The organism is Nocardioides sp. J9 (genome assembly GCF_007829375.1).
In the GTDB taxonomy this organism is placed as follows: Bacteria; Actinomycetota; Actinomycetes; order Propionibacteriales; family Nocardioidaceae; genus Nocardioides.
In genome coordinates this window covers 28,204-53,759 of record NZ_VLJQ01000051.1, presented here as the reverse complement: position 1 = coordinate 53,759, position 25,556 = coordinate 28,204, and the positions used below count along the sequence as shown (strand labels likewise).

The following is a 25,556-nucleotide window of genomic DNA, read 5'->3' as shown; positions in this document are numbered from 1 at the left end:
CGCCAGAGAATCGGTCGTCGGCAGCTGGACGCGATCGACGTCCAGCTGCCGAGCCACCGAGAGCGACCCGGCTCGAACGTCAGTGTCACCTCCGAGCGAAGGCATCGAGGCGGCCGAACTCCCTGGCCACGGCATGTGTCGCGTCTTCTTGCGCGATCTCCCGCAGCACCGTGATCCGTACCCTTGACGCACTCCCCAAGCTCGTGCGCGAGACAGCGGCTGCCTACTCGTATGACGGGGTTCACGTAGATGACCCGCTGTTGCTGGCAAAGGAACGAAATGCGGGCGGAGCGGCACCCGCCCGTGACTTCCATGTGCGCCTTTCCGTCGGCCTTCTTGCGGTCGTAGTGTGCCCGGCCCTCGGTGGGACGGCGTAGCTGTAGCGGGCCATGGTGCGCAGGACCGAGTTGATTTGGCGGTTGCCTCTGCGGGACGGCCGGTGCCGGACCTGGTCGCAGGAGGAGGCAACGCGTGGTGCGGTGCCAGGCCGCGAGGTGCGCCTTGTTCGGGAACCGGGTGAGGTCGCCGACCTCGACCGCCAGCCGCGGCGCGGGTGGGCCCGATGTCGTGCTGATCCAGCAGGCTTGTCCCGTCTCCTTCACGACCTCGGTGAGTTTCGTGTTCGCGGCCTTCTTCTGGGCATGGATTCGCTACAGATCTGCGACCAGCTCAGTAGCAATCCGGCATCAAGTCCTGCCGACTGAGCGAGCAGCGTTTGGCCTACGCGGCGGACAGGTGGCGCTTCGCCCCGCCGGGGATCCGCTCGAGCAGCGGCCCATGCAGCAGATGAATGCCGCCGTTGGCGCAGGCGCGGGGATGAGCAGTGCGACCGTTAGATGGTCGCGGAAGGGCATTGCAATGATCAGGTGTCATACGTATGATGATTGGCGCCGCCATGGCTATATGCGAGCCCGAGCGCCGCGCACGCACAGGCCTCAAGGCGGCGAGCGACCAAGAGTTTCGAGTCCCAAAGGGGAATCCGTGAGCGAAAACCTGACTGCCGTAGGCCGCACGGAGGACGAAGTTGCCTCAGTGCCGCGCGAGACGAGCAGCATGCCGGCGTCTGATCTGCATTCTCCCGTCCTCGACGCCTGGGTTCGCTTCGTAGACGCGCCCGGGTCGCCCTTCACCATTCCGGGACACAAACAGCGCTCGGGCAGAATTTGGGTCGACATGGGTCGCGTCAATGCGGGCGACGTCCCTCTACTGGGGGGCATTGCTCCCTTCAAGGACGCGTATGCCTTCCTGGCGCAGTCCGAGGCCGAGGCAGCGGCGCAGTTCGGAGCGGACTGGTGCCGATACTCGACCGGGGGCTCGACCCATGGCAACCAGACCCTCGCGCTGGCCGTGGGACAGCACGGAGACCGCGTGATCGTCTCGCGCACAGCGCATCGGAGCACCTTGCTGGGTCTGATCCTCGCCGGCCTTGTTCCGGTGTGGGTCCCTGCCGCGGTTGACGAGGCTACTGGTCTGCCCGCAGGCGTTGACATGCACGAGTTGGCGGCGGCGATCGAGGCGAACCCCGACGCTGTCGGCGTGTTCCTGACCGAGTCCAGCTACGTGGGCTCGCTCTCTGACCTGCCAGCCGCTGTCGAGCTCGCTCACCAGGCTGACATGCCGGTGCTGGTGGACCAGGCGTGGGGCGCGCACTTCGGCTCCCACCCGGCCTATCCGAAGCACGCCATCGCTGCTGGTGCTGACGCCTTCGTGATCAGCGGTCACAAGACGCTCCCCGTCTACAGCCAGGGCTCGATCATCGTGGCCAAGACCGAGCGACTGGACCCTGATCGGCTAGAGCGCGCGTTCGACGCATCAGCGACCACCAGCGCAGCGGGGTCCATTCTCGCGAGTACCGACGCGGGTCGAGTGCTCCTCGGTTCAGAACTTTGCACGCGTCTGCTCGACGACCTCCTGGGCGTCGTCGCTGGCGCGCGCACCCGGCTGCGTGCCGCGGCGCCGTTTAAGGACGCGGTGATTGTCGAGCCCTCCGACTTCGGTCCTGGACGGTTTGACCCAGCCAAGCTGGTCATCCTTCTGGCCGGAACCGGACTGTCCGGCAACGAGATCGAAAAGGAGATGATCGCCGCCGGCCTGCCACTCGAGATGGCCGATCGCGATGCGATCATCCCAATCATCACGATCGCCGACGACGAGTCGACGGTGGACCGACTCTGCACCGAACTCATCCGGATCGCCGAGAAGCTCGACGCCGCGCCGCCCAGAGACATCACCGTCGCGGGCAGCTGGCGGTCGCGGATCCCCGTCGCTGCCATGACGCCCCGCGAGGCGTTCTTCGCGCCGCACGAGACCGTCCCGGCCGAGTCCGTGCTGAATCGCATTGCTGCCGAAGTGATCTGCCCGTACCCGCCCGGTGTGCCTGTCGTAGTTCCGGGCGAGGTAATCAGCAGGGAGGTGCTGGACGCGCTCCACACCGCCCAGACCAACGGCGTCCGCATCGCATACGCATCCGATCCGACGCTCGCGACCTTCCAGGTCGTGCGCGACGTCGCCAGTTGCGCATAACCACTCGTCCACTACCGGATTCGAGGAAAACATGACCACAACTCCCACGCTCTGGGGAGCCGGTGTCGAGCACGACGCCGCTCAGCTGAGCGCAACGGCCTACGAGCACCTCTGGATGCACTTCACGCGCCTGTCCTCGTACGCGGACAACCCGGTCCCGACGATCGTTCGGGGCGAAGGCGCACGGATCACCGACGCCAACGGTCGGACCTACCTTGATGGTCTTGCCGGACTGTTCGTAGTCCAGGTCGGTCACGGCCGGGTCGAGCTCGCAGACGCAGCCCACAAGCAGTCGACGGAACTCGCCTACTTCCCCCTGTGGTCCTACGCTCACCCGAGGGCGATCGAGCTTGCGGACCGCCTCGCCGAGTACGCACCGGGCGACCTCAACCGGGTCTTCTTTACCTCCGGCGGTGGCGAAGCGGTTGAGACGGCATGGAAGCTTGCCAAGCAGTACTTCAAGCTCGTCGGCAAGCCGCTCAAGACGAAGGTGATCAGCCGAGCTGTCGCCTATCACGGAACCACGCAGGGCGCTCTCTCGATCACGGGGATCCCCGACGCCAAGAAGGACTTCGAACCGCTCGTTCCTGGAGCGCTCAAGGTCCCCAACACGAACTTCTACCGGGCGCCGGAGCACGGCGACGACCCCGAAGCCTTCGGGCGTTGGGCTGCCGACCAGATTGAGCTCGCCATCGAGATGGAGGGGCCGGACACGGTCGCCTGCGTCTTCCTGGAGCCGGTGCAGAATTCCGGAGGGTGCTTCCCGCCCCCGCCCGGCTACTTCGCGCGCGTTCGTGAGATCTGCGACCGCCACGACGTCCTCCTGGTCTCCGACGAGGTCATCTGCGCCTTCGGTCGGCTCGGCACGATGTTCGCGGCAGACAAGTTCGGCTTCCAGCCCGACATGATCACCTGCGCCAAGGGGCTTACGAGCGGGTACGCGCCACTGGGCGCATGTCTTGTCAGCGAGCGAATCGCGGAGCCGTTCACCACAGGGACCAACTACTTCCCGCACGGTTACACCTTCGGCGGGCACCCGGTCTCCTCGGCAGTAGCCATGGCGAACCTCGACATCATCGAACGCGAAGGTCTGAACGAGCACGTCCTGAAGAACGAGGGCGCCTTCCGTGCGACGCTCGAGCGGCTGCACGACCTGCCCATCGTCGGCGACGTGCGCGGTGACGGCTACTTCTACGGAATCGAACTCGTGAAGGACAAGAGCACCAAGCTCACCTTCGACGCGGACGAGTCCGAGCGGCTCTTGCGCGGATTCATGTCCCGCGCACTGTTCGAAGCCGGCCTCTACTGCCGCGCAGACGACCGAGGGGACCCGGTCATCCAGCTCGCGCCGCCTCTGATCATCGGCCAGCCCGAGTTCGACGAGATCGAGTCGATCCTCCGAGGCGTGCTCACGGAGGCATGGAGCCTCCTCTAGGCCGAGCCCACGCCGGGGATCAGATCGCCGGCTCCCTGGTCAAGGTGACCACTCTCTGAACTACAGTCCAAGGAGTCCGAAGTGCACCAGTTCATCGACGGTGAGCGCCGCGAAGGCAGCTCCGGGAACGACATGCCCATCCTGGATCCCTCGACCGGTCGCACGATCGAGACAATTCGGTTGGCATCCGTCGAAGACGTCGACCATGCCGTGGCTGCCGCACGCAGGTCGTTCCCAGGCTGGTCGCGGACGACCCCAGCCGAACGTTCGGCGATCCTGCTCCGGCTTTCTGCCGTCCTGGACGAGCGTGCTGAAGAGCTCATGAAGGCTGAGAGTGCGAATGCTGGAAAGCCGATTCGCCTCGTCCAGGAGTTCGACGTTCCCGGGTCCATCGACAACGTCAACTTCTTCGCAGGCGCAGCCCGCACGCTGGAGGGCAAGGCAACGGGGGAGTACAGCCCCGACCACACCAGCTCGATCCGCCGCGAGGCGATCGGCGTAATCGGCTCGATCGCACCCTGGAACTACCCGTTCCAGATGGCAGTCTGGAAGGTGTTGCCAGCGATCGCTGCGGGCAACACGATCGTGCTGAAGCCATCAGAGCTCACCCCACTCACGACGCTCATGCTGGCTGACGCCGCGGCAGAGGCAGGACTGCCGTCTGGGGTGCTGAACGTCGTGACAGGCACCGGCCGAGACGTCGGTGAGTACCTCGTCGGACACCCCGACGTCCGGATGGTTTCGTTCACCGGTTCCACCGCCGTTGGCAAGAGCATTGCCGCGACTGCTGCCCAGACCGTGAAGCGAGTGCACCTCGAGCTCGGCGGCAAAGCGCCTTTCGTCGTATTCGACGACGCGGACCTCGACGCTGCCATTCATGGTGCTGTCGCCGCCGCCCTCATCAACTCCGGCCAGGACTGCACCGCCGCGACTCGCGCCTACATCCAGCGACCCCTCTACGCCGATTTCGTAGCTGGCGTGGCTGACCTGATGAGCAGCATGAAGCTCGGGCCCACTGACGACCTTTCGACGGACCAAGGGCCGCTGATCAGCATGGAGCACCGTGACCGCGTCACGCGGAAGGTGCAGCAGGCCGTCCAGGACGGCGGCAAGGTGCTGACCGGCGGGAAGGCGCCGGGCGGGGGCTTGGCGGCAGGCAGCTACTTCGAGCCCACGCTGATCGTCGATGCGGACCAGAAGTCCAACATCATGCAGGAAGAAGTGTTCGGACCGGTGCTCGCAGCGCTGCCCTTCGATGCTGACGACGAGGCGTTCGCGCTCGCCAACGACACCCCGTACGGTCTCGCAAGCTCGGCCTGGACGCGCAACGTCTATCGGGCCCTCCGAGCAACACGCGAGATCGAAGCAGGCGCCGTGTGGATCAACGACCACATTCCGATCATCAGCGAAATGCCCCACGGGGGCTACAAGGGCTCCGGCTACGGCAAAGACATGAGCCAGTACGTACTCGACGAGTACACCCAGATCAAGCACGTCATGTACGACGCCACCGGCTCATCGACCAGGCCGTGGCACCCCATCGTGCTGGGGAACTGAGTCGATCCACGACTCGCTCGTCATGGTCTAGCCCAACCCAAAGAAAGCAGTGTTGAGATGCGCATTGGTGTGCCGAAGGAAGTCAAGAACCACGAGTACCGGGTCGCGATCACGCCGATCGGCGTGAACGAGCTCGTGGCGCACGGTCACGAGGTCGTCATCGAGACCGGCGCCGGTGTCGGGTCCCAGATCCTCGACGAGGAGTACGCCGGCGCGGGGGCGAAGGTCGTCGCCACGGCCGAGGAGGCGTGGGGCACTGACGGCGGCGTCGACATGGTGCTCAAGGTCAAGGAGCCGGTCGCGGAGGAGTACGGCCGGATGCGGGAGGGCCTGACGCTGTTCACCTACCTGCACCTGGCGGCGGACAAGCCGCTGACCGAGGAGCTGCTGCGGCGCGGTGTCACCGGCATCGCCTACGAGACGGTGCAGCTGCCCTCGGGTGGGCTGCCTCTGCTGTACCCGATGTCGGAGGTGGCCGGCTGCCTGGCGCCGCAGGTGGGTGCGTACTCGCTGATGAAGGCGCAGGGCGGTCGCGGCGTGCTGATGGGCGGCGTGGGCGGCGTCGCGAACGCGAAGGTCGTGATCATCGGCGCGGGCGTGTCCGGGCAGAACGCGGCGAACATCGCGCTGGGCATGGGCGCGGACGTCACGCTGCTGGACACCGACCTGGACAAGCTGCGGATGTCGTTCTGGCGCTACAACAACCGGGTCCACGGGCTGGCGTCGAGCAAGCTGGCGATCGAGCAGCAGGTGATGGAGGCCGACATGGTGATCGGCGCGGTGCTGATCCCGGGCGCCGCCGCGCCGAAGCTGGTGTCGAACGACCTGGTGTCGCGGATGAAGCCCGGTTCGGTGCTCGTCGACATCGCCGTGGACCAGGGCGGCTGCTTCGAGGACACGCACGCCACGACGCACGCGGACCCGACCTACGAGGTCCACGACTCGATCTTCTACTGCGTGGCGAACATGCCCGGCGCGGTGCCGAACACCAGCACCTACGCGCTCACGAACGCGACCATGCCGTACGCGGTCGCGCTGGCCGACAAGGGCTGGGCTCAGGCCTGCCGCGACGACCGGTCACTGGCGCTGGGCTTGAACACGCACGCTGGGCAGCTGACCAACGGTCCGGTCGGCGAGGCCGTCGGCATCGACGCGGTCACACTCGACTCGGTCCTGGGGTGATCGGCCATGGCCGCGCAGCCCCGCGTTCTGACAACTGACGCGTTTTCGGTGGCGCTCACCGAGGAAAGTCACCCCGGCATCTGGGTCGACGGGGGCTGGCCTACCGCACGGGCGGCCCTGCTTGCCGATCTCGGCGGGGCTGGGGTATCGGTCTGGGAGATGACCGACGGCGTTGTCTCTGACATCGAGAACGACGAGTGTTTGTTGATCCTATCCGGTGCGGGCACGGTCAGCTTCGAGGACGGCGAACGCATCGAGCTCGGGCCGGGCGTGTGTCTCCGGGTGCACGCAGGTGACCGGACCGAGTGGACTGTCTTGGTCACTCTCCGAGCGCTGATTGTCACCAGCCGCTGATCTGGAGGGACCAGGCGGATAGAAGCCCCTACCTAGGCGCACCCTTCGCAGCGCTAGGCCGGGTCTTGGTTAGTGAGCAGCACGCACGCCTTGGAGATACAAGCTGGACCGCCGCCGCAGCTTGCGGATCGGACCGCATCAACCATCGCGATCCGCTCGCTCGCGACGACACCTTGGAACAACAACCGGACCGGCAGACCGCGTCCAAGAAAGCCATAGGAGAAGGTCAATGACAAGCTCGAGCGAGTTGCGCACGCAAGGCGACGACGCTGCGGTTGGCACCACTCGGGTCAAGCGCGGCATGGCGGAGATGCTCAAGGGCGGCGTCATCATGGACGTCGTCACGCCCGAGCAGGCGAAGATCGCCGAGGACGCCGGCGCGGTCGCGGTCATGGCGCTCGAGCGCGTGCCGGCCGACATCCGCGCCCAGGGCGGGGTCTCGCGGATGAGCGACCCGGACATGATCGACGGCATCATCGAGGCCGTCTCGATCCCGGTGATGGCCAAGGCCCGGATCGGGCATTTCGCCGAGGCGCAGGTCCTGCAGTCGCTGGGTGTGGACTACATCGACGAGTCCGAGGTGCTCACCCCGGCCGACTACGAGAACCACATCGACAAGTGGGCGTTCACGGTGCCGTTCGTGTGCGGCGCGACCAACCTGGGCGAGGCCCTGCGCCGCATCACCGAGGGCGCGGCGATGATCCGCTCCAAGGGCGAGGCCGGCACCGGTGACGTGTCGAACGCCGTCACCCACATGCGCACGATCCGCCGGGAGATCCGCCGGCTCGGCGCGCTCGAGGGGGACGAGTTGTTCGTGGCCGCGAAGGAGCTGCAGGCGCCGTACGACCTGGTCAAGGAGGTCGCGGAGAGCGGCAAGCTGCCGGTCGTGCTGTTCACCGCGGGCGGCATCGCGGCGCCGGCCGACGCGGCGATGATGATGCAGCTCGGCGCCGAGGGCGTCTTCGTGGGCTCGGGCATCTTCAAGTCCGGCAACCCGGCGCAGCGGGCCGAGGCGATCGTGAAGGCCACGACGTTCCACGACGACCCCGACGTGGTCGCCAAGGTCTCGCGCGGTCTCGGTGAGGCCATGGTCGGCATCAACGTCGAGGAGATCCCGCAGCCGCACCGCCTCGCCGAGCGCGGCTGGTGAACGCCCGCTGCCGACGAGACCGGCCCCCGCGCCGACGGAGCCTTCCCGCTCGAGCCCCTGAACCGCAGGAGCAGCGCACAAATTGCGCAGTCTTCGGACTTCGATGTCCAAAGGAGAACCCAGTGACCAGCAGTGAACGGACGCTGTCAAGCCTTCTGAGAGAGGACCGTCGGTTCGAGCCGCCGGCCGAGATCGCGGAGCAGGCGAACCTCGAGGCCGAGGCCTACGGCCGGGCGCGGCAGGACCGCGAGGCGTTCTGGGCCGAGCAGGCCGAGCGGCTGGACTGGGACACGAAGTGGGACCGCGTCCTGGACTGGGACGACCCGCCGTTCGCCAAGTGGTACGTCGGCGGGAAGCTCAACGCGGCGTACAACTGCGTGGACCGGCACGTCGAGGCCGGCCGCGGCGACAAGGTCGCGCTGCACTGGGTCGGCGAGCCCGTGTCCGAGGAGGGGGTGGCCGACTCCCGGGACATCACCTACGCCCAGCTCAAGGACGAGGTGTCCAAGGCCGCGAACGCGCTGACCGAGCTCGGCGTCGGTGCGGGGGACCGGGTCGCGATCTACCTGCCGATGATCCCCGAGGCGGTCGTCGCGATGCTGGCCTGTGCGCGCATCGGCGCCCCGCACACGGTGGTGTTCGGTGGGTTCTCCGCCGACGCGCTCGCGTCCCGGCTCGAGGACTGCCAGGCGAAGGTGGTCGTCACCTCCGGCGGCGGCCCCCGCCGTGGCTCGGCGTCGGCGCTGAAGCCGGCCGTCGACGAGGCCCGGACGAAGACGGCCCAGAACGGGCACGTCGTGGAGAAGGTGCTGGTGGTCCGGCGTACCGGTCAGGACCTGGGTGAGGACGGGTGGGACGACGCGGTCGACGTGTGGTGGCACGACGTGGTCGACTCTGCGTCGGCCGAGCACACGCCGGAGGCGTTCGACGCCGAGCACCCGCTGTACGTCATGTACACCTCGGGCACGACCGGCAAGCCGAAGGGCATCCTGCACACCACGGGCGGCTACCTGGTCGGCACGTCGTACACGCACTGGGCGGTCTTCGACCTCAAGCCGGAGACGGACGTCTACTGGTGCTCGGCCGACATCGGCTGGGTCACCGGGCACTCCTACATGGTCTACGGCCCGCTCGCCAACGGCGCGACGCAGGTGATGTACGAGGGCACGCCCGACTCCCCCGAGCGCGGCCGCTGGTGGAAGATCATCGAGGACTACAAGGTCACGATCTTCTACACCGCCCCCACCGCGATCCGGTCGTTCATGAAGCAGGGCCGCGAGATCCCCGACCGCTACGACATGTCCTCGCTGCGGATCCTCGGGTCGGTCGGCGAGCCGATCAACCCCGAGGCGTACGTCTGGTACCGCCACGTCATCGGCGGCGACCGCACCCCGGTCGTGGACACCTGGTGGCAGACCGAGACCGGGATGATCATGATCAGCCCGCTGCCGGGCGTGACCGCCGGCAAGCCGGGATCGGCGATGACCCCGATCCCCGGGGTCGCGGCCGAGGTCGTCAACGAGGACGGCGAGCCGGTCCCGAACGGCTCGGGTGGCTACCTCGTGCTCACCGAGCCGTGGCCCTCGATGCTGCGCACCATCTGGGGTGACGACGAGCGGTTCAAGGACACCTACTGGTCGCGGTTCGCCAAGGAAGGGTTCTACTTCGCCGGCGACGGCGCGAAGAAGGACGACGACGGCGACATCTGGGTCCTCGGCCGCGTCGACGACGTCATGAACGTCTCGGGCCACCGGCTCTCGACCACCGAGATCGAGTCCGCGCTGGTCTCCCACCCCAAGGTCGCCGAGGCCGCCGTCGTCGGCGCCAAGGACGAGGACACCGGCCAGGCCGTCTGCGCGTTCGTCATCCTCCGCGAGAGTGCACTGGTCGACGGCGCCAGTGATGAGCAGAGCGACATCGTCTCCGAGCTGCGCCAGCACGTCCGCAAGGAGATCGGCCCGATCGCCACCCCGCGGCAGATCATGATCGTCCCGGAGCTCCCGAAGACCCGCTCGGGCAAGATCATGCGCCGCCTGCTGCGCGACGTCGCCGAGCACCGCGAGGTCGGCGACGTCACCACCCTCGCCGACTCCTCCGTCATGGACCTTATCAGTCAGGGCATCGACTCCGGCAAGGGCGAGGACTGAATCCCGTCGAGCTCCGTTACTCACTGCGCGCCCAAAGCGGGCCGCCGAACTGGACTACATCGCGAAAGAGGCATTGATGCATCAGGTGAAGGGCGTGGTCGCCCGAGGCAAGGGTCAACCCATCGAAGTCGTGACGATCAACGTGCCGGACCCGGGGCCGGGGGAGGCGTTGGTGAGGGTGCAGGCGTGCGGGGTGTGCCACACCGACCTGCACTACCGCGAGGGTGGGATCAACGACGACTTCCCGTTCCTGCTGGGCCACGAGGCCGCGGGCATCGTGGAGGCCGTCGGCGAGAACGTCACCGGTGTCGCGCCGGGCGACTTCGTGGTGCTGAACTGGCGCGCGGTGTGCGGTGAGTGCCGTGCCTGCAAGCGCGGCGAGCTGCAGTACTGCTTCAACACCCACAACGCGACCCAGAAGATGACGCTGGCTGAGGGTCCGGATGCCGGCACCGAGCTGTCGCCGGCGCTGGGCATCGGCGCGTTCGCGGAGAAGACGCTGGTCGCGGCCGGGCAGTGCACGAAGGTCGACCCGTCGGCCCGCCCGGCGGCCGTGGGCCTGCTGGGCTGTGGCGTGATGGCCGGCATCGGCGCGGCGATCAACACCGGCGAGGTCTCGCGCGGCAAGTCGGTCGCGGTCATCGGCTGCGGTGGCGTGGGCGTCGCCGCGATCGCCGGCTCCGCGCTGGTCGGCGCGTCCCCGATCATCGCGGTCGACATCGACCCCAAGAAGCTCGAGACCGCGAAGAGCATGGGCGCCACCCACACGGTCGACTCCTCGAAGGAGGACGCCGTGGCGCGGATCAAGGAGATCTGCGGGAAATTCTTCGTCGGCGCGGACGGTGCCGACGTGGTCGTCGAGGCGGTCGGCCGGCCCGAGACCTGGCAACAGGCGTTCTACGCCCGTGACCTGGCCGGCACGGTCGTGCTGGTCGGCGTACCGACCCCGGACATGAAGGTCCCGGACATCCCGCTGATCGACGTGTTCGGCCGCGGCGGGTCGCTGAAGTCCAGCTGGTACGGCGACTGCCTGCCCACGCGCGACTTCCCGATGTTGGTCGACCTCTACCAGCAGGGCCGGCTCGACCTGGACGCGTTCGTGACCGAGGAGATCGGCATCGGCGACATCGAGGCGGCGTTCGAGAAGATGCACCACGGCGACGTGCTGCGCTCGGTGGTGATCATCTGATGACCCACCATGGACCTACACGAGTTGATCACGAGACGACCTTCGGGACCTTTAGCCTCGACGGGGAGACCTTCTACGTCGACAACAACGTCTGGGTTGTCGGCGACGACACCGAGTGCGTCGTGATCGACGCCCCCCACGACGTCGAGGCCATCCTTGCGGTCGTCGGCGACCGCAGACTCAAGGCGATCGTGTGCACCCACGCCCATGACGACCACGTCCGCGTGGCACCCGACCTCCGCCGACGAGCCAACGGGGGAGCGGGCGCGCCGATCATGCTGCACCCCGACGACGAACCCTTGTGGAACCTCACTCACCCAGACCAGAAGTGGGACGTCGACCTAGACGGGGGACTCACTATCGAGGTCGGAGGTACGTCGCTCGAGGTGATCCACACCCCGGGCCACGCACCGGGTGCGGTCTGCCTCTACGCGGCCGACCTCGGCTGCATCTTCACCGGCGACACCCTCTTCAACGGCGGTCCAGGGGCGACCGGCCGCTCCTTCTCCGACGCCAGCGTCCTCAACGAGTCCATCCGGACAAGACTGTTCACCCTCCCCGCGGACACGGTGGTCCACACCGGCCACGGCGACGACACCACAATCGCTCAAGAGCGAGCACTCCTGGCTGCCGAGACCATCAGGGAACGCATGCGCCACCGCCTCCCCGGTGAGGAAGTCGTCCCATGACGACGTCCTGGACCCCAGTCGCGCCGTGACGGACTCCGACCACAACCCTGAGCCGGCGCTGAAAGTCCGAAACCCCCAAGATCACGCCGCTGGGTTGAAAGCGGTCACTATCGCCCTCACTGGGGCCGTACGTGACATGGGTCTCATGCGGGCGGCGCGCACCCTGACACAGGTCAACCAGAAAGGAGGCTTTGACTGCCAAGGCTGCGCTTGGCCGGACCCAGAGCATCGCCATTCAGGTGAGTTCTGTGAGAACGGCGCCAAGGCGGTCACCGAGGAGGCGACGAAGCAACGCGTGACGCGTGAGTTCTTCGCTTCTCACCCCGTTGAGGTCCTCGAGAGCAAGACCGACTACTGGCTGGGACGACAGGGCCGGCTGACTGAGCGATGGTGAGGCGTGCCGGTGGCACCCATTACCAGCCGGTCTCCTGGGACGAAGCGTTCTCCATCATCGGAGGCCATCTCCAGAAGATGGCCTCGCCCGACCATGCAGTCTTCTACACCTCCGGAAAGACAAGCAACGAAGCCGCATTCGCATACCAACTCTTCGCGCGCGCACTCGGGACGAACAATCTGCCTGACTGCTCCAACATGTGTCACGAATCGACTTCGGTGGGGTTGGCTGAATCGATCGGCATCGGCAAAGGCTCTGTGTCGCTTGAGGACATCCACGAGGCCGAACTCATTGTCGTCGCTGGTCAGAATCCTGGAACGAACCATCCCCGCATGCTGAGCGCACTCGAGCAGGCGAAGGATAACGGTGCTCGGATCATCGCGATCAATCCTCTGCGCGAAGCTGGCCTGGTCCGATTCAAAAACCCGCAGCGTGCTCGCGGGATGGCCGGCCATGGCACCGCCCTCGCCGATCTTCACGTACCCGTGCGGATCAACGGTGACCTGGCCTTGTTCCAGGGCATTGCGGCTCGGCTCGTGCAGTGGGATGCGATCGACCGAGACTTCATCTCGCGCCACACAACCGGATTCGACGAGTATCGCGAGCATCTGGCCAAGATCGACTGGTCGCTGATCCAAGCTGCCTCAGGTCTCAGCATGTGTCAGATCGACGAAGCTGCGACCTTCTTCAAGACTGCTAAGTCGACAGTGATCTGCTGGGCGATGGGAATCACCCAGCACCGCAACTCCGTCGCGATCGTGAAGGAGATCGTCAACGTCGCGCTACTGCAAGGGAATATTGGTCGGCCGGGCGCCGGTCTTTGTCCGGTGAGAGGACACTCCAACGTCCAAGGCGATCGAACGATGGGCATTTGGGAGAAGCCTCCGAGCACCTTTCTCGACGCTCTGCGCGACGAGTTCCACTTCAACCCGCCGCGCCATCACGGGTACGACGTCGTTGCGGCGATCGAGGCGATGCGCGACAACCGCGTAGATGTGTTCATCGGTATGGGCGGCAACTTCGTGTCAGCCGCGCCCGACACCGAGGTCACCGAGCTCGCGATGAGTAGCGTCGGACTTACCGTTCACGTCTCGACCAAGCTCAACCGCTCCCACGTTGTTACGGGACGAACGGCGCTCATTCTCCCTGCCTTGGGACGAAGCGAGCGTGACACCACGGGCGGATGGGAGCAACGAGTGACTGTTGAGGACTCCATGTCTGTGGTCCACGCGTCGCGGGGCCCACTCGCACCCGCATCGGACTTGCTGAAGTCCGAGGTTGACATCGTCTGCTCGATCGCGGAAGCAGCTCTCGCTGACGGCCCCGACATCCCGTGGCAGCACTTCCGTCAGGACTACGCGGAGATTCGTAGACGGATCGAACGGGTAGTCCCTGGCGCAGAAGCCTATTGCGCCAAGACTGATAGGCCCGGCGGCTTTGTCATGCCGCATCCGCCACGTGATACACGCACCTTCCCTACGAAGTTGGGAAAGGCCGTCTTCACGTCGAGCCCGCTGGAAGTGCTCAACGTCCCCGACCGAAGTCTGATCCTGCAAACTTTCCGATCGCACGATCAGTTCAACACGACCATCTACGGACTCAACGACCGCTATCGGGGAGTCGTGGGCGGCCGGCGAGTCATCTTTGTCAACCCCGCTGACATCGCCGCCCTTGGGCTGGCTGAGGGGCAGATCGTCGACATCACCAGTCATTGGATCGACGGGACCCGCCGCACCGCGCCAGACTTTCGTGTGATCGGGTACGAGCAGCCACGGGGATGCGCCGCGGCCTACTACCCGGAGACCAACCCTCTCGTGCCGTTGGAGTCCGTCGCAGAACGCAGTAAGACCCCGACGTCGAAGTCGATCATCGTCACCCTGGCTGCTGCTGCCAATCCGGGCCGCTCAAACAACAGCGCGAGCGCAATCGGGGGCAAGGTGCGCTAGGTACCGTCGCGAGGGGCGCGAGCTCAGGGGGCAGCCTCTAGCGCTATGAGGGCTCTGTCGGCCCAGGTGGACAACGCCGCCGGCGGGCCCTCCGCCGCCGGGTTCCGGCTGAGTCGCGGCCACGGGCCGGGCGACGGCTCTTGGGCGACGACGCCTCGGCCAGGCGCGCCGGGTAAGGGGCGAAACCTCGTGCCTGCCCTACCTGCTACTCCCGATCATGCATGTCGGGGTGAGCGTTCGCCCACGGGCCCTCCCGATGACTAAGTCCGTAGAGGCGGAGTCGTCGACTGCCAAGAAGTAGACCTCGTGCAGTCGGGGAGTGACGGTTCCGGCGCGCACAACCACCGTCAGGGATCCTTCGCAGTCGACGCTCGCCGGCAGCTCGAGTTCGTCATAGCCGGCAAAACAACCGGACGTACCAGTAAGAGCACGGGAAAGCTCACGGCGCCCATCCTCAAAGGCTCGAAGGATCGCGGCGGCCGAGAGTGTCGTTCCTGTTCGATCGCCGGCTGGCGTGAGGACTCGTTGGACGGTCAACTCGGTGCGGGCTGGCGCAGGTGCGCTCACGTCGATCATCGTCATCCCCTCTGAGGACGTGTGCGGGCGATCGTGAATCGTGACAACAGACAGGTTCCTAGTGGTGGCCGCCGGACGCGGTGGAGCGGATGCGCCCGTACGTAGAGCCTTGGACCCGAGAGGCCAATCCCGGCCGGCCGCCTCTTGACTCAGGCGAAGGACCGCTCCGATGCGAAGTCAGCGGCGGCGGCCGGCGCGTCGTTGGAGTTACTGACTCAGTGACACCGAGATGTGCTTTCGCTCGGTGTAGCTCTCGAGCATGCCCTCGAGCGAGAACTCTCGGCCGAGGCCGCTGGTCTTGGTCCCGCCGTAGGACTGACCGAGAAACTGGCCACCACCCTGATTGACCTGGACCCATCCCGCCTCAATCCGGTGAGCGGTCCTGAGGGCCTTCCCGAGGTCCTTGCTCCACACGAACGCCGCCAGGCCGTAGTGCGAGTCGTTTGCCATCGCCACAACCTCGTCCTCATCCGTCCACGGGATGACACAGACAACGGGACCAAAGATCTCCTCGCGAGCAACTCGCCAGCTCGGTTCGACATCCGCGATCACGGTCGGGGTGAGGTAGTAACCGTCTGCGCGCTCATCCGGTACGCCCCCGGCCAACAGGCGGGCTCCGGGCTGGGCCGCTCCCTCCCGGATGTAGTCACAGACCTTCTCGAACTGGGCCCGGTTCACGATCGTGCCCATGTCAGTCTTCTCGTCCAGCGGATCGCCGACAACGAACGCGGAGAGTTGCTCAACGAGCTTGGCGGTGAACGACTCGAAGATGTCTGCATGGACGAACAGCCGCGACCCGGCTGTGCACGACTGCCCCTGGCGGAAGAACCTCATCCCAGAGACGACCCCAGAGACGACCCAGTCTTCGTCCGCGTCGGGGAAGACAACCTGCGGACTCTTGCCGCCGAGTTCGAGCGATACGGGCACCAGACGCTCGGACGCCTTCTCCATGACACGGCGCCCGACCGCGGTAGATCCTGTGAACGACAGCTTGCCGACACCCGGATGGGACGTGAGTGCTTCGCCGGCCTCCTTGCCGTAGCCAGTGACGACGTTAAGCACGCCTGGGGGCAGGAACTCTTGACAGATCCGCGCAAGCTTTAGAACTGCGAACGGGGCGTCTTCCGCGACCTTGAGGACCATGGTGTTGCCCATCGCAAGGGCCGGAGCGATCTTGATGGCTGACAGCATGAGGGGCGCGTTCCACGGCACGATCGCGCCGACGACGCCGATGGGCTGTCGCAGTGAATAGTCGAGGGCGTCCGGGCGGATCGGGATGGTCTCACCCTTCGCCTCCTGCGCAAGACCCGCGAAGTAGCGGAATGCGTCGACGATGAAGGCAGCCTCGCCGCGAGTCTGGGTTCGGAGTGCGTTTCCGTTTTCGGCGGAGGAGAGCCGAGCGATCTCCTCGACGTGCGGTGCGACGGCATCTGCAATCTGGCGCAGCAGGTCGCCACGCTGTCGCGCAGATTTCTCCCTCCACCTCGGGAACGCGGCTGCGGCTGCGCGGACCGCGTCATCGACTTCAACCTCGCCGGCTCGCGGAACGCGACCCAGAATTGAGCCATCGCGTGGACTCTCCACGTCGATCCACCCGGCTACCGCCTGTGCGCCGACTCCGTTGACGATCATCTCCTGGTCGCCAACCGTCACAGGCGGCGTCTCGAGCCTTGTGTTCATACCTGCAGGATCGCTGAGACGAGGCACGCTCGGACCAGACGGTATGTCGGTTCAGGCCCGCTATGCCGTCGTATCGTCGCCGTTTAGTTGCAGGGCCACTACGGCGACGTGAAGAGAAGTGCGGATCCGGGGATCGTCCAGGTCGACTCCGAGAATTGACTCGATCCTGGCGATGCGTTCGTAGAGCACCGGCCGCGACAACAGCAACTCCTTCGCGGCCATGGTCTTGCCTCCTGGCGTCTCGAGAAGCGTTGTTAGCAACTGAACCAGCGACGTGCCCTTCTGCTGGTCGTACCTGAGAAGAGGGCCAAGCTCACGGTGCATGAACGCGAGTAGGCGGTCGTCGTCGCGAAGGAGATGGAGCAGTCCACGCAGATGAACATCTTCAAGCGTGATCCAGGGCCGTTCGTCTGCCGAGTCGGCGGCCGCGAGGATGTTGSGGGCGTCCGTCAGCGTCTCGTGAGCCTCCGAGACCTGGCCGACGACTTCTCCGCAAGCGATGGTGAGCCCCGCGGACTTGCGGAGCTCCCTGGTCAGACGGCCCATCATCGCCTCGAGCGTCTGCTGCGCAGGGAAGCTGACGAACGTGATCACGTGATCTGTGTCGACGGCAACCAGAGTCGGAAGGCGCAGCGCCCGCGCAGTGGCGGCGACGAGTGAAGCAAGATCGGCCAGAGACCACGGCCGGTCCGAGCTAGGTGTTCGCTGACGAAGAGCCACGGCCACGAAGTGACGTCCCCGGGTCGGCAAGCTAGCAGCCTCGAGTCGCGAGATGACCTCAGCCGTGACTCGTCGAGCGCGTAGCTCTGCGAGCAAAGCAGTGTGAGTGTTGCGTTCGACGCTGTCCCGGGCCCGGGCCCGCATCTGATGCAACGTAAGAGCCGCCGCGGCGCGCTCGATCAGGGAGTAGTCGCGGCGCCGAGGCACGTGATCGGTCAGTAGGACGAGTCGGCCCCAGTCGTCGCCCCGGGAGCCCACGATCGTGGTGAGCCACCCAGAGCGAGCGTCGTAGCCGGTACGTCCCGAGACCACCACACCCCGGGAGCGGCGCGTCCAGTCGGCGAGAAGGTCCGTGGCTGGGCGTTCGGCCGCGTCGTACCCGATCACCTGGTTTCTCCGCGACTCAAGTACGACCGGGAGACCCGAGAGCCTGACCACAGCGGCCAAAATCTCCTCGGGCCCAGCTGCGTCGACGTCTAGGCGGGTGAACGTCTCATGCATGCGCTCACTAGCGCGCAGGTCCTCAACCTCCGCCTCGTGAATCTGCGCGCCCACCTCTTCGACCACCGCGGCGAATCTCACTTCACGATGCAGCACGACGAAGGTCAGGTCCACGTCGCGACACGCGTCGATAAGGACCTCGGGTGCCTGCGCCCAGCGTCGCCCGAGTTCTAGAAACAAGCCGGCGACCCCCGCGGCCGCCAGCGATTCGGCGTAGGCCCTGACCGCTGTTGGCTCGTCGGACAGGAACATGCCGGTCGTTAGCACAATCTCGTCGCCACGTAGTAGGTGCGCGATGTCCTCCACCTCGGCGGGATGGAGCCAGCGGACTGGTCGATCGAGTTGCTCGTCCCGCGCGTGCACCTCGGGCTGCGCAGCTGTCAAGAGCGGCGTCCGAAGAACGTCGCGGACCGATGGGAGCACCGGCAACCAACTCTCGTGCCGCCCGACGGAAGGTCGGACATAGGTGTGATGACCGACGAATTGTCGGTCCTGGAAAGGATACGCGGCCGCGAGGGTTAGGCGACCCGGAATCGCTGAGGAGGCACTCTTAATGCTGTCGGACCTGATCGTGATCGACATGACGCGAGCGCTGGCAGGGCCCCACGCCGGGATGATGCTTGCCGACCTTGGGGCGCGTGTCATCAAGTTCGAGCCGCCTCAGGGGGATGACACCCGCGGGTGGGGGCCTCCGTTTGTTGGCTCAGAAGGTGATCCTGTCTCCACGTACTTCCTCTCGTGCAACCGCAACAAAGAGTCGGTGGTCGGCGACCTGAAAACCGACGCTGGACGCGAGCTCTTCGAGCACCTGGTCTGTCGCGCCGATGTGTTGCTTGAGAACTTCCGCACCGGGGTGCTGGATCGGCTCGGATTCTCAGTCGAGCGTCTGCACGAGCTCAACCCTCGGCTGGTCATCACGAGCATTACCGGATTCGGCCACGATGGTCCTGAGGGCCACCGGCCGGGATACGACCAAATCCTGCAGGGCGAAGCCGGCCTGATGAGCATCACCGGCGACGAGCATGGTGAACCGACCAAAGCGGGCGTACCGATCGCTGACCTTCTAGCTGGCCTGAACGCGACCGTCGGAACTCTCGGCGCGCTCTACGAACGCGTCAACACCAACCGGGGGAAGGTGGTGCGCGTCAGTCTGCTTTCCAGCATCGTCGGCGTTCATGCCTTTCAGGGGACGCGGTGGACCGTCGCGGGGGAGGAGCCTGGCCGGATCGGCAACCACCATCCGTCGATCTCCCCCTACGGCTTGTTCAGAGCCGCAGATTCGTTGGTGCAAGTTGCGGTCGGTTCGCAATCGCAATGGCGAAACTTCGCTGAGTTCATCGGCGTCGATCCTGACTCCCCAGACTTTGCCGACAACCCCGCGCGAGTAGGAAATCGCGAGTTGCTGACCGAGGCTGTCAATCTGGCGTTCTCTCGGATGTCGGCGGACGCGGTCCTTGCCGAGATGGACCGGATCGGTGTCCCGGCGGGGCGCGTGCGGTCTCTCTCGGAGGTCTATGACTGGGAACAGGTGCACTCTCAGGGGCTCGTCATCGACGTGCAGCACCCGACGCTGGGCCCGATCAGTCTTCCTGGACCGGCCATCCGCTTCGATGGACACGACGGAGCTGGAGCCCGTGGCCAGCACATCGCACCGCCAGCTCTTGGCGCGCACACTGAAGAAGTCTGGCGCTGGCTCAAGGGGGAGGACGATCGCAGTTGCGCTGCAGCAAGGACTGAGGCTCGCCGTCCTGAGTCGGCTGGCCGCCTGACGGACGCACCGTGACCGTGACAACTGGTCGAGTTGAGCGGTCCACGGTTTCCTTCGCGGACATCGTCCAGGCTGTGACGGATGAGCGCGACGCGAGTATCGCTGACATTGCTCGCGCTATGGGCTGGACGGCTCCGCGCCTCCAGGCAGCCGTTGACCTGAACCCGACGGTCCCGGCGGCAGTCGCTGCGGATCTGCTCATCAGCCTCGGGGTGACGCCGCTCAGCTCCAAGGAGCGAGCGGAATGAGGCGGCGTTCCCGGCAGCAGGGGAGTCCTGCGTCTCATGCTGTAGGTTCCGTCTGCCTACTTCGAGGCGAACGTACTCAGGGCCTGTCCGGCCAGCCCATCCGGAGCGTAGCGGTGCCGTCGAGGCTGTCAGCTGAAGTAGGCGTCGGAGAAGAGCCGATCCATGAACTCGTTGTACTGAACGGGATTTGAGGCCGTCTCGTAGTGCGCCACCATCGCCTTAGTGGCAGCCTCCGCGTCACCGGCCTTCAGAGCGTTCAGGATCGGCAGGTGTTCCTCGAGCTCCCAGTCGCCCGAGATCGTTCGCAGCACCGAAGCCGCACTGCTGACGATCGTCAGGTCGGCCATCGGTCGCAGCATCAACGTGAGTGCGGGCATGTGAGCCGATTCGAGGAGGAGAGTGTGGAAGCGGGCGTGGCAAGTGCCGGCCGCCAGGTCGTCGTTGCGTTCGATAGCGTCAGCGAACTCGTCGTACGTGCGCTCCAGCTGCTCCCAGTCCTCTGGCGTCCCGTTGCGAGCGGCGATAGCGACGAGGCTCGTCTCGATCGCCGCTCGAGCGGCGAACACATCCCCCATCGTCAACGCAGAGCGAGCCAGCAGAACGAGCAGCGCGTTGCTGTATGCCTCGCCGCTCGGCTCCGCGACCGTCGTCCCGCGGCCCTGACGCACGTTCACCAGGCCCTGGGCCACCAGCCGTCGCACGGCGTCCCGGATGACGCTGCGACTGACGTTCAACAATTCACACAGTTCAGTCTCGGTCGGCAGCTTCGCGCCAGGCGCCAGTTCGCCGCTTAGGATCTTCCGCTCGAAGGCTGCGGCGATCCGCTCGCTCTTCAAGTCTCCTTGCTGTGCGGCGCCGGCCGCGATGTCGGCCAGAGCCGGAGACACCTCGGGCAACGTCGTTGTCGCTTGCATGGACCATCTCCCTCGTTCAAATTCATCATACATGCGTTAATTGACTCGACCCGGAGTCATCAAGCGCGGCGCTGAACGCGAGCGCCGTCCCAGACCCGTCGTGAACAGGACTACGGCGAACCTGACTTCTGCCGGCCTCGGTTGGCGGCTTGAACCCGGACTAGCGGCCCGAAATTTGCGTTACTAGGCAGCTGAAGCCGTTGCCGAGACCCTATCATCATACGTATGATGCCTTGACGATCAGGTTCCAAGAGGAAGGCATAGTCCGTGACTGAGCGCATCACCGATCCGGCCCGGCCGGTCGGACCGGGAATGGAACGAACCTGTCCGTTCGCTCCGCCGGAGGAGCTCGAGAGGCTGCGCGACAACGCCCCCGTCGCGCCGTTCCAGTTCTTGGACGGTCATGTCGGGTGGATCGTCACGAGTCATGAACTGATCCGCAGGATCATGGGCGATCCGCGGTTTAGTCGCGGCGCTTCCGGGAATCCGCTCACTCCGCCGGAGATCCAGGCCGCCCTGGTTGCACAGGCCATCGACACCGATGACACCTTCCCGGATGACGCCCGCAAGAGGGTAGAGGACCTCCGTGCCGAGAGCCGGCTGGTCGACCTCACTTGGGACCCGGTCGTGGTGCGGGCCTTGCACGACTCGCCGCTGCGGATCCTGCCGTTCTCCAACATGGACCCGCCGCACCACACCCGAATGCGTAGGCTCCTCACCGGCTTCTTCACCGTTCGTAGCGTCACTGCCCATCGCGACCGGATCACTGAGATCGTCGACGAGTGTCTCGATGAGATGGAACGTCGAGGCGGCCCGGTCGACATTGTCGAACTGTTTGCTTTCCCGATCCCGTTCCGGATGAGCTGCGAGATGCTCGGCGTCCCTGAAGAGATGCGTCCAGCCCTGGAGCTCCTGAGCTCCGACCGCAACCGTGCCGGTGCGACCGAAGAGGACGTAGTCAACGTCTTTCTCGAGCTCCGGGAACTGACCGCGAAGGTCATTGAGCTCCGCCGGACCGAGCCCGGCGACGACCTGTTGAGTCGACTCGTCCAGGACGGCGAGATGACCGAGGTCGAGCTGGTCTCTGCTGCAGTGCTCTTGACGCTGGCCGCTGTTCTGACAACTTCGAACACGCTGGCCGGCAGTATCGCTGCACTTCTTCGTGACCGCGAACAGTGGGACCTTCTCGTAGCAGGGGCCGTAGGTCCCGCCGCTGCGACCGAAGAGCTGCTCCGATACACCTCGGCTGTGCAGGCGGCCGAGACCCGCACCGCCCTCGAGGACGTTGAGTTGGCGGGCGTGACAGTCAAGGCCTACGAACGACTTGCGCTGTCGCTGGCCGTTGCCAACCGAGATGAACACGTCTTCGCAAATGGTGGACGGCTCGACCTCACGCGCAAAGCAACCAACCACGTCACGTTCGGACACGGGGTGCACCAGTGTTTGGGACAGCAGTTGGTCCGCCTCGAAGTCCAGATTGCCATCAGTAGGCTCGCCGAACGCTTTCCGACGTTGAAGCTGGCCGGTGACATCACCTGGCCCAACGAGGAGGTCGACATCCACGGCCCGGTGCGGGTGCCGGTCAGTTGGTAAAGGCCTGCTGCATCGAGACCGAGAACGGCTCGGTATCTCCATTCGACCGCGCTAGCGGTCGCCCGAACTGAGAAAGGCGAGATCATGCATATCGAAGTTGACGAGGAGAAGTGCGTGGGCGGCGGGCAGTGCGTTATGGCTGCCGCTCAGGTGTTCGATCAGGATGACGACGGGATTGTCATCCTGCTCAACCAGTCTCCCAGCGAGGAGCTGCACGAGCCGGCACGCGAGGCCGCGATCCTTTGCCCTGCCGCGGCCATCCGGATCACTGAGTGACGCCGGCGATGGACCGGGTCGTCGTCGTTGGCGCGTCGGTCGCAGGCATCACGGCCGTCGAGACACTCCGGAGGCGAGGTTTCGCCGGGTCCATCAGCTTGGTCGGGCAGGAACTGCACTTGCCCTACGACCGACCGCCGCTCTCCAAGCAGGTGCTCACCGGGCAGTGGGATGCAGATAGGGCGATCATCCGAGGCCGATCTGACCTCGAACAGCTCGGTCTCGATCTCAGGCTTGGGGTCCGCGCCAACTCGCTCTTTCTCGACTCCCGTCAGATTGAGCTCTCGGACGGCGAGCGCCTGGGGTTTGACGGCCTGATCCTGGCCACGGGCGTTACACCACGCCAGCTGCCCAACGGGCACGAGCTGAGTGGCGTCCATGTGCTCCGCACGATCGAAGACGCACTAGCGCTCCGTGCCCAATTCGTGCGAGGCCGGCGACTGGTCGTCGTCGGCGCCGGCTTCCTGGGATGCGAGGTCGCGGCCGCGGCAACCCAAGCAGGACTGCACGTCTCCCTCGTCGACCCGCTTCCCGCGCCGATGATGCGGCAACTTGGAGCCGAGATGGGAAGCCTCGCCGCGACACTGCACCGCGATCATGGCGTCGAGGTGCTGTGCCACACCGGTATCGACCGACTCGTGGGCGACAACGCGGTGACCGGAGTAGAGCTGAGTACCGGCACCGTGCTTCCTGCCGACCTCGTCCTGGTGTCAATCGGAGCCGTTCCGGTCACCGATTGGCTCGTCGGGAGTGGGCTCACCCTGGACGACGGAATTGTCTGCAACGACAAGTGCGAGGCCGCGCCCGGGGTCTACGCAGCTGGTGACGTGGCTCGGTGGTGGCACAACGGCCTCAACGCACACGTGCGCGTCGAGCATCGCACCAACGCAACTGAGCAGGCGATTGCTGCCGCTGAGAACTTGCTCGGGAGCGACCGGTCGTTCGCGCCGGTCCCCTACTTCTGGACAAATCAGTACGACACGCGCATCCAGGCGTACGGCACGTTCCCGACCGGCAGTCGACCCACGATCGTCACTGGTAGCACCGAGGAGGGGCGCTTCATCGCTCACTACGTGAGCGATGACCGCATCACGGGCGTGCTGTCGTGGAACATGCCCAAGCAGATCCACGTCGAGCGTGAGGTTGTTGGCAATCGAGCGCAGATCCCGGCTGTGTGACCCGACCTACTGCGATGCCGCCCCTCTAGGCGAGAGAGCCGAAGCTCGCCCCGCCGACCTCGGGTTTCGTCGCTGCTCTGGCTGACGCGTGCTCGAGAGAAGTTGATCCTGCCTCAGACGAAAGGTGTTTGCCGTGTCGACCGCTCGCATCTCGCAGGTTCCGATCGTAGGCCCGCCGTTTCCAGCACATGAATMCCTGCGCCGCCAAGCGAGCGTGCTCGAGGAGATGGCGCAGGCAGGAATTGACGCACTGGTAGTAACTGCGTATGGGCATCTGGAGTACTTGACCGGCTATGACGGGCGCGGGGGCTACTTCGCACCGTTCCCGTTCATCCTTGCGCCTGGAGTACCGCCGACATTCGTTGTCCGTGAGTTCGAAGTTGGTGCAGTGACGACGGAGAGCTGCGTTGATGAGATCTACGGCTACAGGGAGCTTCGCGACTTCGCTCCAACGGTAGCTGAGGTAATGCGTAGGCACGGGCTGCACAACCAGACCGTCGGTTTCGAATTGGGCTGTTGGAACTTGGCGCCGGCGGATCTCTTCGTCTTGCAGGAGCAGATGCCCGACATGCGTGTGGTTGACGCGACCAGGCTCGTCGCCACGATGACGGCGGTCAAGACCGAGCTCGAGCTGCAGACCATGCGCGACGCCATGGCAATGACGGACCTAGCGGTAGACATCTTCCGAAGCGCGCTGCGACCGGGGCTAACCGAGAACGAGTTGATGGAGGCAATCGAAGCCGGGGTGGCGGATCGTGGGGGACAGATTTGGCAGCCGGTCGTCACGCTGGTCTTCGGGGAGCGGACGAAACTTGCGCACGGCGCGCCGACCGACAACCCCATCGGAACGGATGAGCCGGCAATGCTGGAACTCGGCGGCGTCAAGCACGGGTACGCCGCGGGAATCGTCCGCGGCGCAGTACTTGGTCGGCACAAGGAGGCTGAAGAACTTCATGCAGTCGCCGAGGACGCACTGGCTGCAAGTGTGGCAGCCATCCGGCCTGGGGTTACTGCCGGCGACGTAGACGCCGCCGGTCGAGCCGTCATTGCGAGTTCGAACTACCCAGACGCTCTTCGCCATCGAGTCGGCTACCACACGGGGATCAATTGGCTGGAGCGAGGCAACATCAGCATCGAGCCGGGAGCCAATGACGTTCTTCGTCGTGGAATGACGCTGCACATGCCCTTCATCTTGGAGGGGCCGAGCGGCTATCTCTTTGGCACGAGCCAGCACGTGGTGGTGACCGCGAACGGCGCCAGCACGCTCAGCGCTACGCCGCCAACCCTGTATCAATGCTGAGGTCGGGGCTGCATGCGACTGAGCGCTGGGCGTGGTAGACAGCTCCCCGCCCACCGGCAGTCGTCAGTCCTTCCGGGGCCAATCCGCGAAACCTCGCACACCCCCACCTTGGACTGCACTTGCCATCCTGCTGGACGTGCGAGGTCAAGGATCGCGAACTGCGTCCGCGTGGACGCACGGCGAAACTGTCCGGTGCGCCGCCAGCGTACGTGTCGACCTCTGTCCCGCTCGTGCTG

General features: G+C 65.6%; 19 protein-coding genes and 1 pseudogene. 16 read left to right on the top strand and 4 right to left on the bottom strand.

What is annotated here, in order from left to right; all coding sequences use genetic code 11:
* Positions 1–241 precede the first annotated feature (241 nt).
* A pseudogene (locus L615_RS24685) lies at positions 242–472 on the bottom strand (hypothetical protein); the annotation flags it as partial.
* Between the two features lie 509 nt (positions 473–981).
* Here L615_RS24685 and L615_RS04445 point away from each other — a divergent pair.
* The 11 genes from L615_RS04445 (at position 982) to L615_RS04400 (ending at position 14,566) form a co-directional block, all read left to right on the top strand.
* Positions 982–2,523: an aminotransferase class I/II-fold pyridoxal phosphate-dependent enzyme gene (locus L615_RS04445; RefSeq protein ID WP_261376553.1), complete on the top strand. Its 1,542-nt coding sequence runs from the start codon at positions 982–984 to the stop codon at positions 2,521–2,523.
* Positions 2,524–2,554: 31 nt separating this feature from the next.
* On the top strand, positions 2,555–3,958 hold the full coding sequence (locus L615_RS04440) for an aspartate aminotransferase family protein (protein ID WP_145724263.1): 1,404 nt from the start codon (positions 2,555–2,557) through the stop codon (positions 3,956–3,958).
* An 81-nt stretch (positions 3,959–4,039) separates the two neighbouring features.
* Positions 4,040–5,515, top strand: coding sequence for a gamma-aminobutyraldehyde dehydrogenase (locus L615_RS04435; RefSeq protein ID WP_145724262.1), 1,476 nt, complete (start codon positions 4,040–4,042; stop codon positions 5,513–5,515).
* Positions 5,516–5,572: 57 nt separating this feature from the next.
* Positions 5,573–6,697 (top strand): alanine dehydrogenase, encoded by a 1,125-nt coding sequence (ald, locus tag L615_RS04430; RefSeq protein ID WP_145724261.1) that lies wholly within the window; start codon positions 5,573–5,575, stop codon positions 6,695–6,697.
* Between the two features lie 6 nt (positions 6,698–6,703).
* Positions 6,704–7,051, top strand: coding sequence for a cupin domain-containing protein (locus L615_RS04425; RefSeq protein WP_145724260.1), 348 nt, complete (start codon positions 6,704–6,706; stop codon positions 7,049–7,051).
* 229 nt (positions 7,052–7,280) lie between these two features.
* Positions 7,281–8,201: a pyridoxal 5'-phosphate synthase lyase subunit PdxS gene (gene pdxS / locus L615_RS04420; RefSeq protein WP_145724259.1), complete on the top strand. Its 921-nt coding sequence runs from the start codon at positions 7,281–7,283 to the stop codon at positions 8,199–8,201.
* A 122-nt stretch (positions 8,202–8,323) separates the two neighbouring features.
* On the top strand, positions 8,324–10,348 hold the full coding sequence (gene acs / locus L615_RS04415; RefSeq protein WP_145724258.1) for an acetate--CoA ligase: 2,025 nt from the start codon (positions 8,324–8,326) through the stop codon (positions 10,346–10,348).
* Positions 10,349–10,424: 76 nt separating this feature from the next.
* Positions 10,425–11,537 (top strand): S-(hydroxymethyl)mycothiol dehydrogenase, encoded by a 1,113-nt coding sequence (locus L615_RS04410; RefSeq protein ID WP_145724257.1) that lies wholly within the window; start codon positions 10,425–10,427, stop codon positions 11,535–11,537.
* Entirely contained in the window at positions 11,537–12,226 is a 690-nt protein-coding gene (locus tag L615_RS04405; protein WP_145724256.1) for an MBL fold metallo-hydrolase, read from the top strand. The genes L615_RS04410 and L615_RS04405 overlap by 1 nt, the downstream gene beginning before the upstream one ends.
* Positions 12,227–12,251: 25 nt before the next feature.
* Positions 12,252–12,620: a hypothetical protein gene (locus tag L615_RS24565; RefSeq protein WP_315897771.1), complete on the top strand. Its 369-nt coding sequence runs from the start codon at positions 12,252–12,254 to the stop codon at positions 12,618–12,620.
* Positions 12,614–14,566 (top strand): FdhF/YdeP family oxidoreductase, encoded by a 1,953-nt coding sequence (locus L615_RS04400; protein ID WP_315897770.1) that lies wholly within the window; start codon positions 12,614–12,616, stop codon positions 14,564–14,566. The genes L615_RS24565 and L615_RS04400 overlap by 7 nt, the downstream gene beginning before the upstream one ends.
* 783 nt (positions 14,567–15,349) lie before the next feature.
* Here the strand turns inward: L615_RS04400 and L615_RS04395 are convergent.
* Both L615_RS04395 and L615_RS04390 read right to left on the bottom strand, forming a co-directional pair.
* A complete protein-coding gene (locus L615_RS04395) occupies positions 15,350–16,822 on the bottom strand; it encodes an aldehyde dehydrogenase family protein (RefSeq protein ID WP_145724255.1) in 1,473 nt (490 codons plus the stop codon).
* A gap of 60 nt (positions 16,823–16,882) precedes the next feature.
* Positions 16,883–18,625, bottom strand: coding sequence for a PucR family transcriptional regulator ligand-binding domain-containing protein (locus L615_RS04390; protein WP_186449728.1), 1,743 nt, complete (start codon positions 18,623–18,625; stop codon positions 16,883–16,885).
* On the opposite strand from L615_RS04390, the gene L615_RS04385 reads away from it, so the two are divergent.
* Positions 18,597–19,826: a CaiB/BaiF CoA-transferase family protein gene (locus L615_RS04385; RefSeq protein ID WP_145724253.1), complete on the top strand. Its 1,230-nt coding sequence runs from the start codon at positions 18,597–18,599 to the stop codon at positions 19,824–19,826. The genes L615_RS04390 and L615_RS04385 overlap by 29 nt on opposite strands.
* Positions 19,827–20,187: 361 nt before the next feature.
* Here the strand turns inward: L615_RS04385 and L615_RS04380 are convergent, their stop codons facing one another.
* Complete coding sequence (locus L615_RS04380) at positions 20,188–20,973, bottom strand: FadR/GntR family transcriptional regulator (protein WP_186449727.1); 786 nt, start codon at positions 20,971–20,973, stop codon at positions 20,188–20,190.
* Between the two features lie 267 nt (positions 20,974–21,240).
* On the opposite strand from L615_RS04380, the gene L615_RS04375 reads away from it, so the two are divergent.
* The 4 genes from L615_RS04375 to L615_RS04360 all read left to right on the top strand — a co-directional run bounded on the left by L615_RS04375 (position 21,241) and on the right by L615_RS04360 (position 25,320).
* On the top strand, positions 21,241–22,566 hold the full coding sequence (locus L615_RS04375) for a cytochrome P450 (RefSeq protein ID WP_145724251.1): 1,326 nt from the start codon (positions 21,241–21,243) through the stop codon (positions 22,564–22,566).
* 84 nt (positions 22,567–22,650) lie between these two features.
* The gene (locus L615_RS04370) at positions 22,651–22,842 is read left to right on the top strand and encodes a ferredoxin (protein ID WP_145724250.1); all 192 of its coding nucleotides are present in this window, start codon (positions 22,651–22,653) and stop codon (positions 22,840–22,842) included.
* On the top strand, positions 22,839–24,020 hold the full coding sequence (locus L615_RS04365; RefSeq protein ID WP_222430441.1) for an NAD(P)/FAD-dependent oxidoreductase: 1,182 nt from the start codon (positions 22,839–22,841) through the stop codon (positions 24,018–24,020). The genes L615_RS04370 and L615_RS04365 overlap by 4 nt, the downstream gene beginning before the upstream one ends.
* A 214-nt stretch (positions 24,021–24,234) precedes the next feature.
* Entirely contained in the window at positions 24,235–25,320 is a 1,086-nt protein-coding gene (locus L615_RS04360) for a Xaa-Pro peptidase family protein (RefSeq protein WP_222430440.1), read from the top strand.
* Positions 25,321–25,556 lie beyond the last annotated feature (236 nt).

Bases quoted from the DNA above. Each gene is read 5' to 3' on its own strand.
- L615_RS04440 (WP_145724263.1), top strand. From the start codon at position 2,555: ATGACCACAACTCCCACGCTCTGGGGAGCCGGTGTCGAGCACGACGCC.
- L615_RS04410 (WP_145724257.1), top strand. From the start codon at position 10,425: ATGCATCAGGTGAAGGGCGTGGTCGCCCGAGGCAAGGGTCAACCCATC.
- L615_RS04380 (WP_186449727.1), bottom strand. From the start codon at position 20,973: ATGCAAGCGACAACGACGTTGCCCGAGGTGTCTCCGGCTCTGGCCGAC.
- L615_RS04395 (WP_145724255.1), bottom strand. From the start codon at position 16,822: ATGAACACAAGGCTCGAGACGCCGCCTGTGACGGTTGGCGACCAGGAG.
- L615_RS04405 (WP_145724256.1), top strand. From the start codon at position 11,537: ATGACCCACCATGGACCTACACGAGTTGATCACGAGACGACCTTCGGG.
- L615_RS04385 (WP_145724253.1), top strand. From the start codon at position 18,597: ATGCTGTCGGACCTGATCGTGATCGACATGACGCGAGCGCTGGCAGGG.
- L615_RS04425 (WP_145724260.1), top strand. From the start codon at position 6,704: ATGGCCGCGCAGCCCCGCGTTCTGACAACTGACGCGTTTTCGGTGGCG.
- L615_RS04400 (WP_315897770.1), top strand. From the start codon at position 12,614: ATGGTGAGGCGTGCCGGTGGCACCCATTACCAGCCGGTCTCCTGGGAC.
- ald (WP_145724261.1), top strand. From the start codon at position 5,573: ATGCGCATTGGTGTGCCGAAGGAAGTCAAGAACCACGAGTACCGGGTC.
- L615_RS04370 (WP_145724250.1), top strand. From the start codon at position 22,651: ATGCATATCGAAGTTGACGAGGAGAAGTGCGTGGGCGGCGGGCAGTGC.
- pdxS (WP_145724259.1), top strand. From the start codon at position 7,281: ATGACAAGCTCGAGCGAGTTGCGCACGCAAGGCGACGACGCTGCGGTT.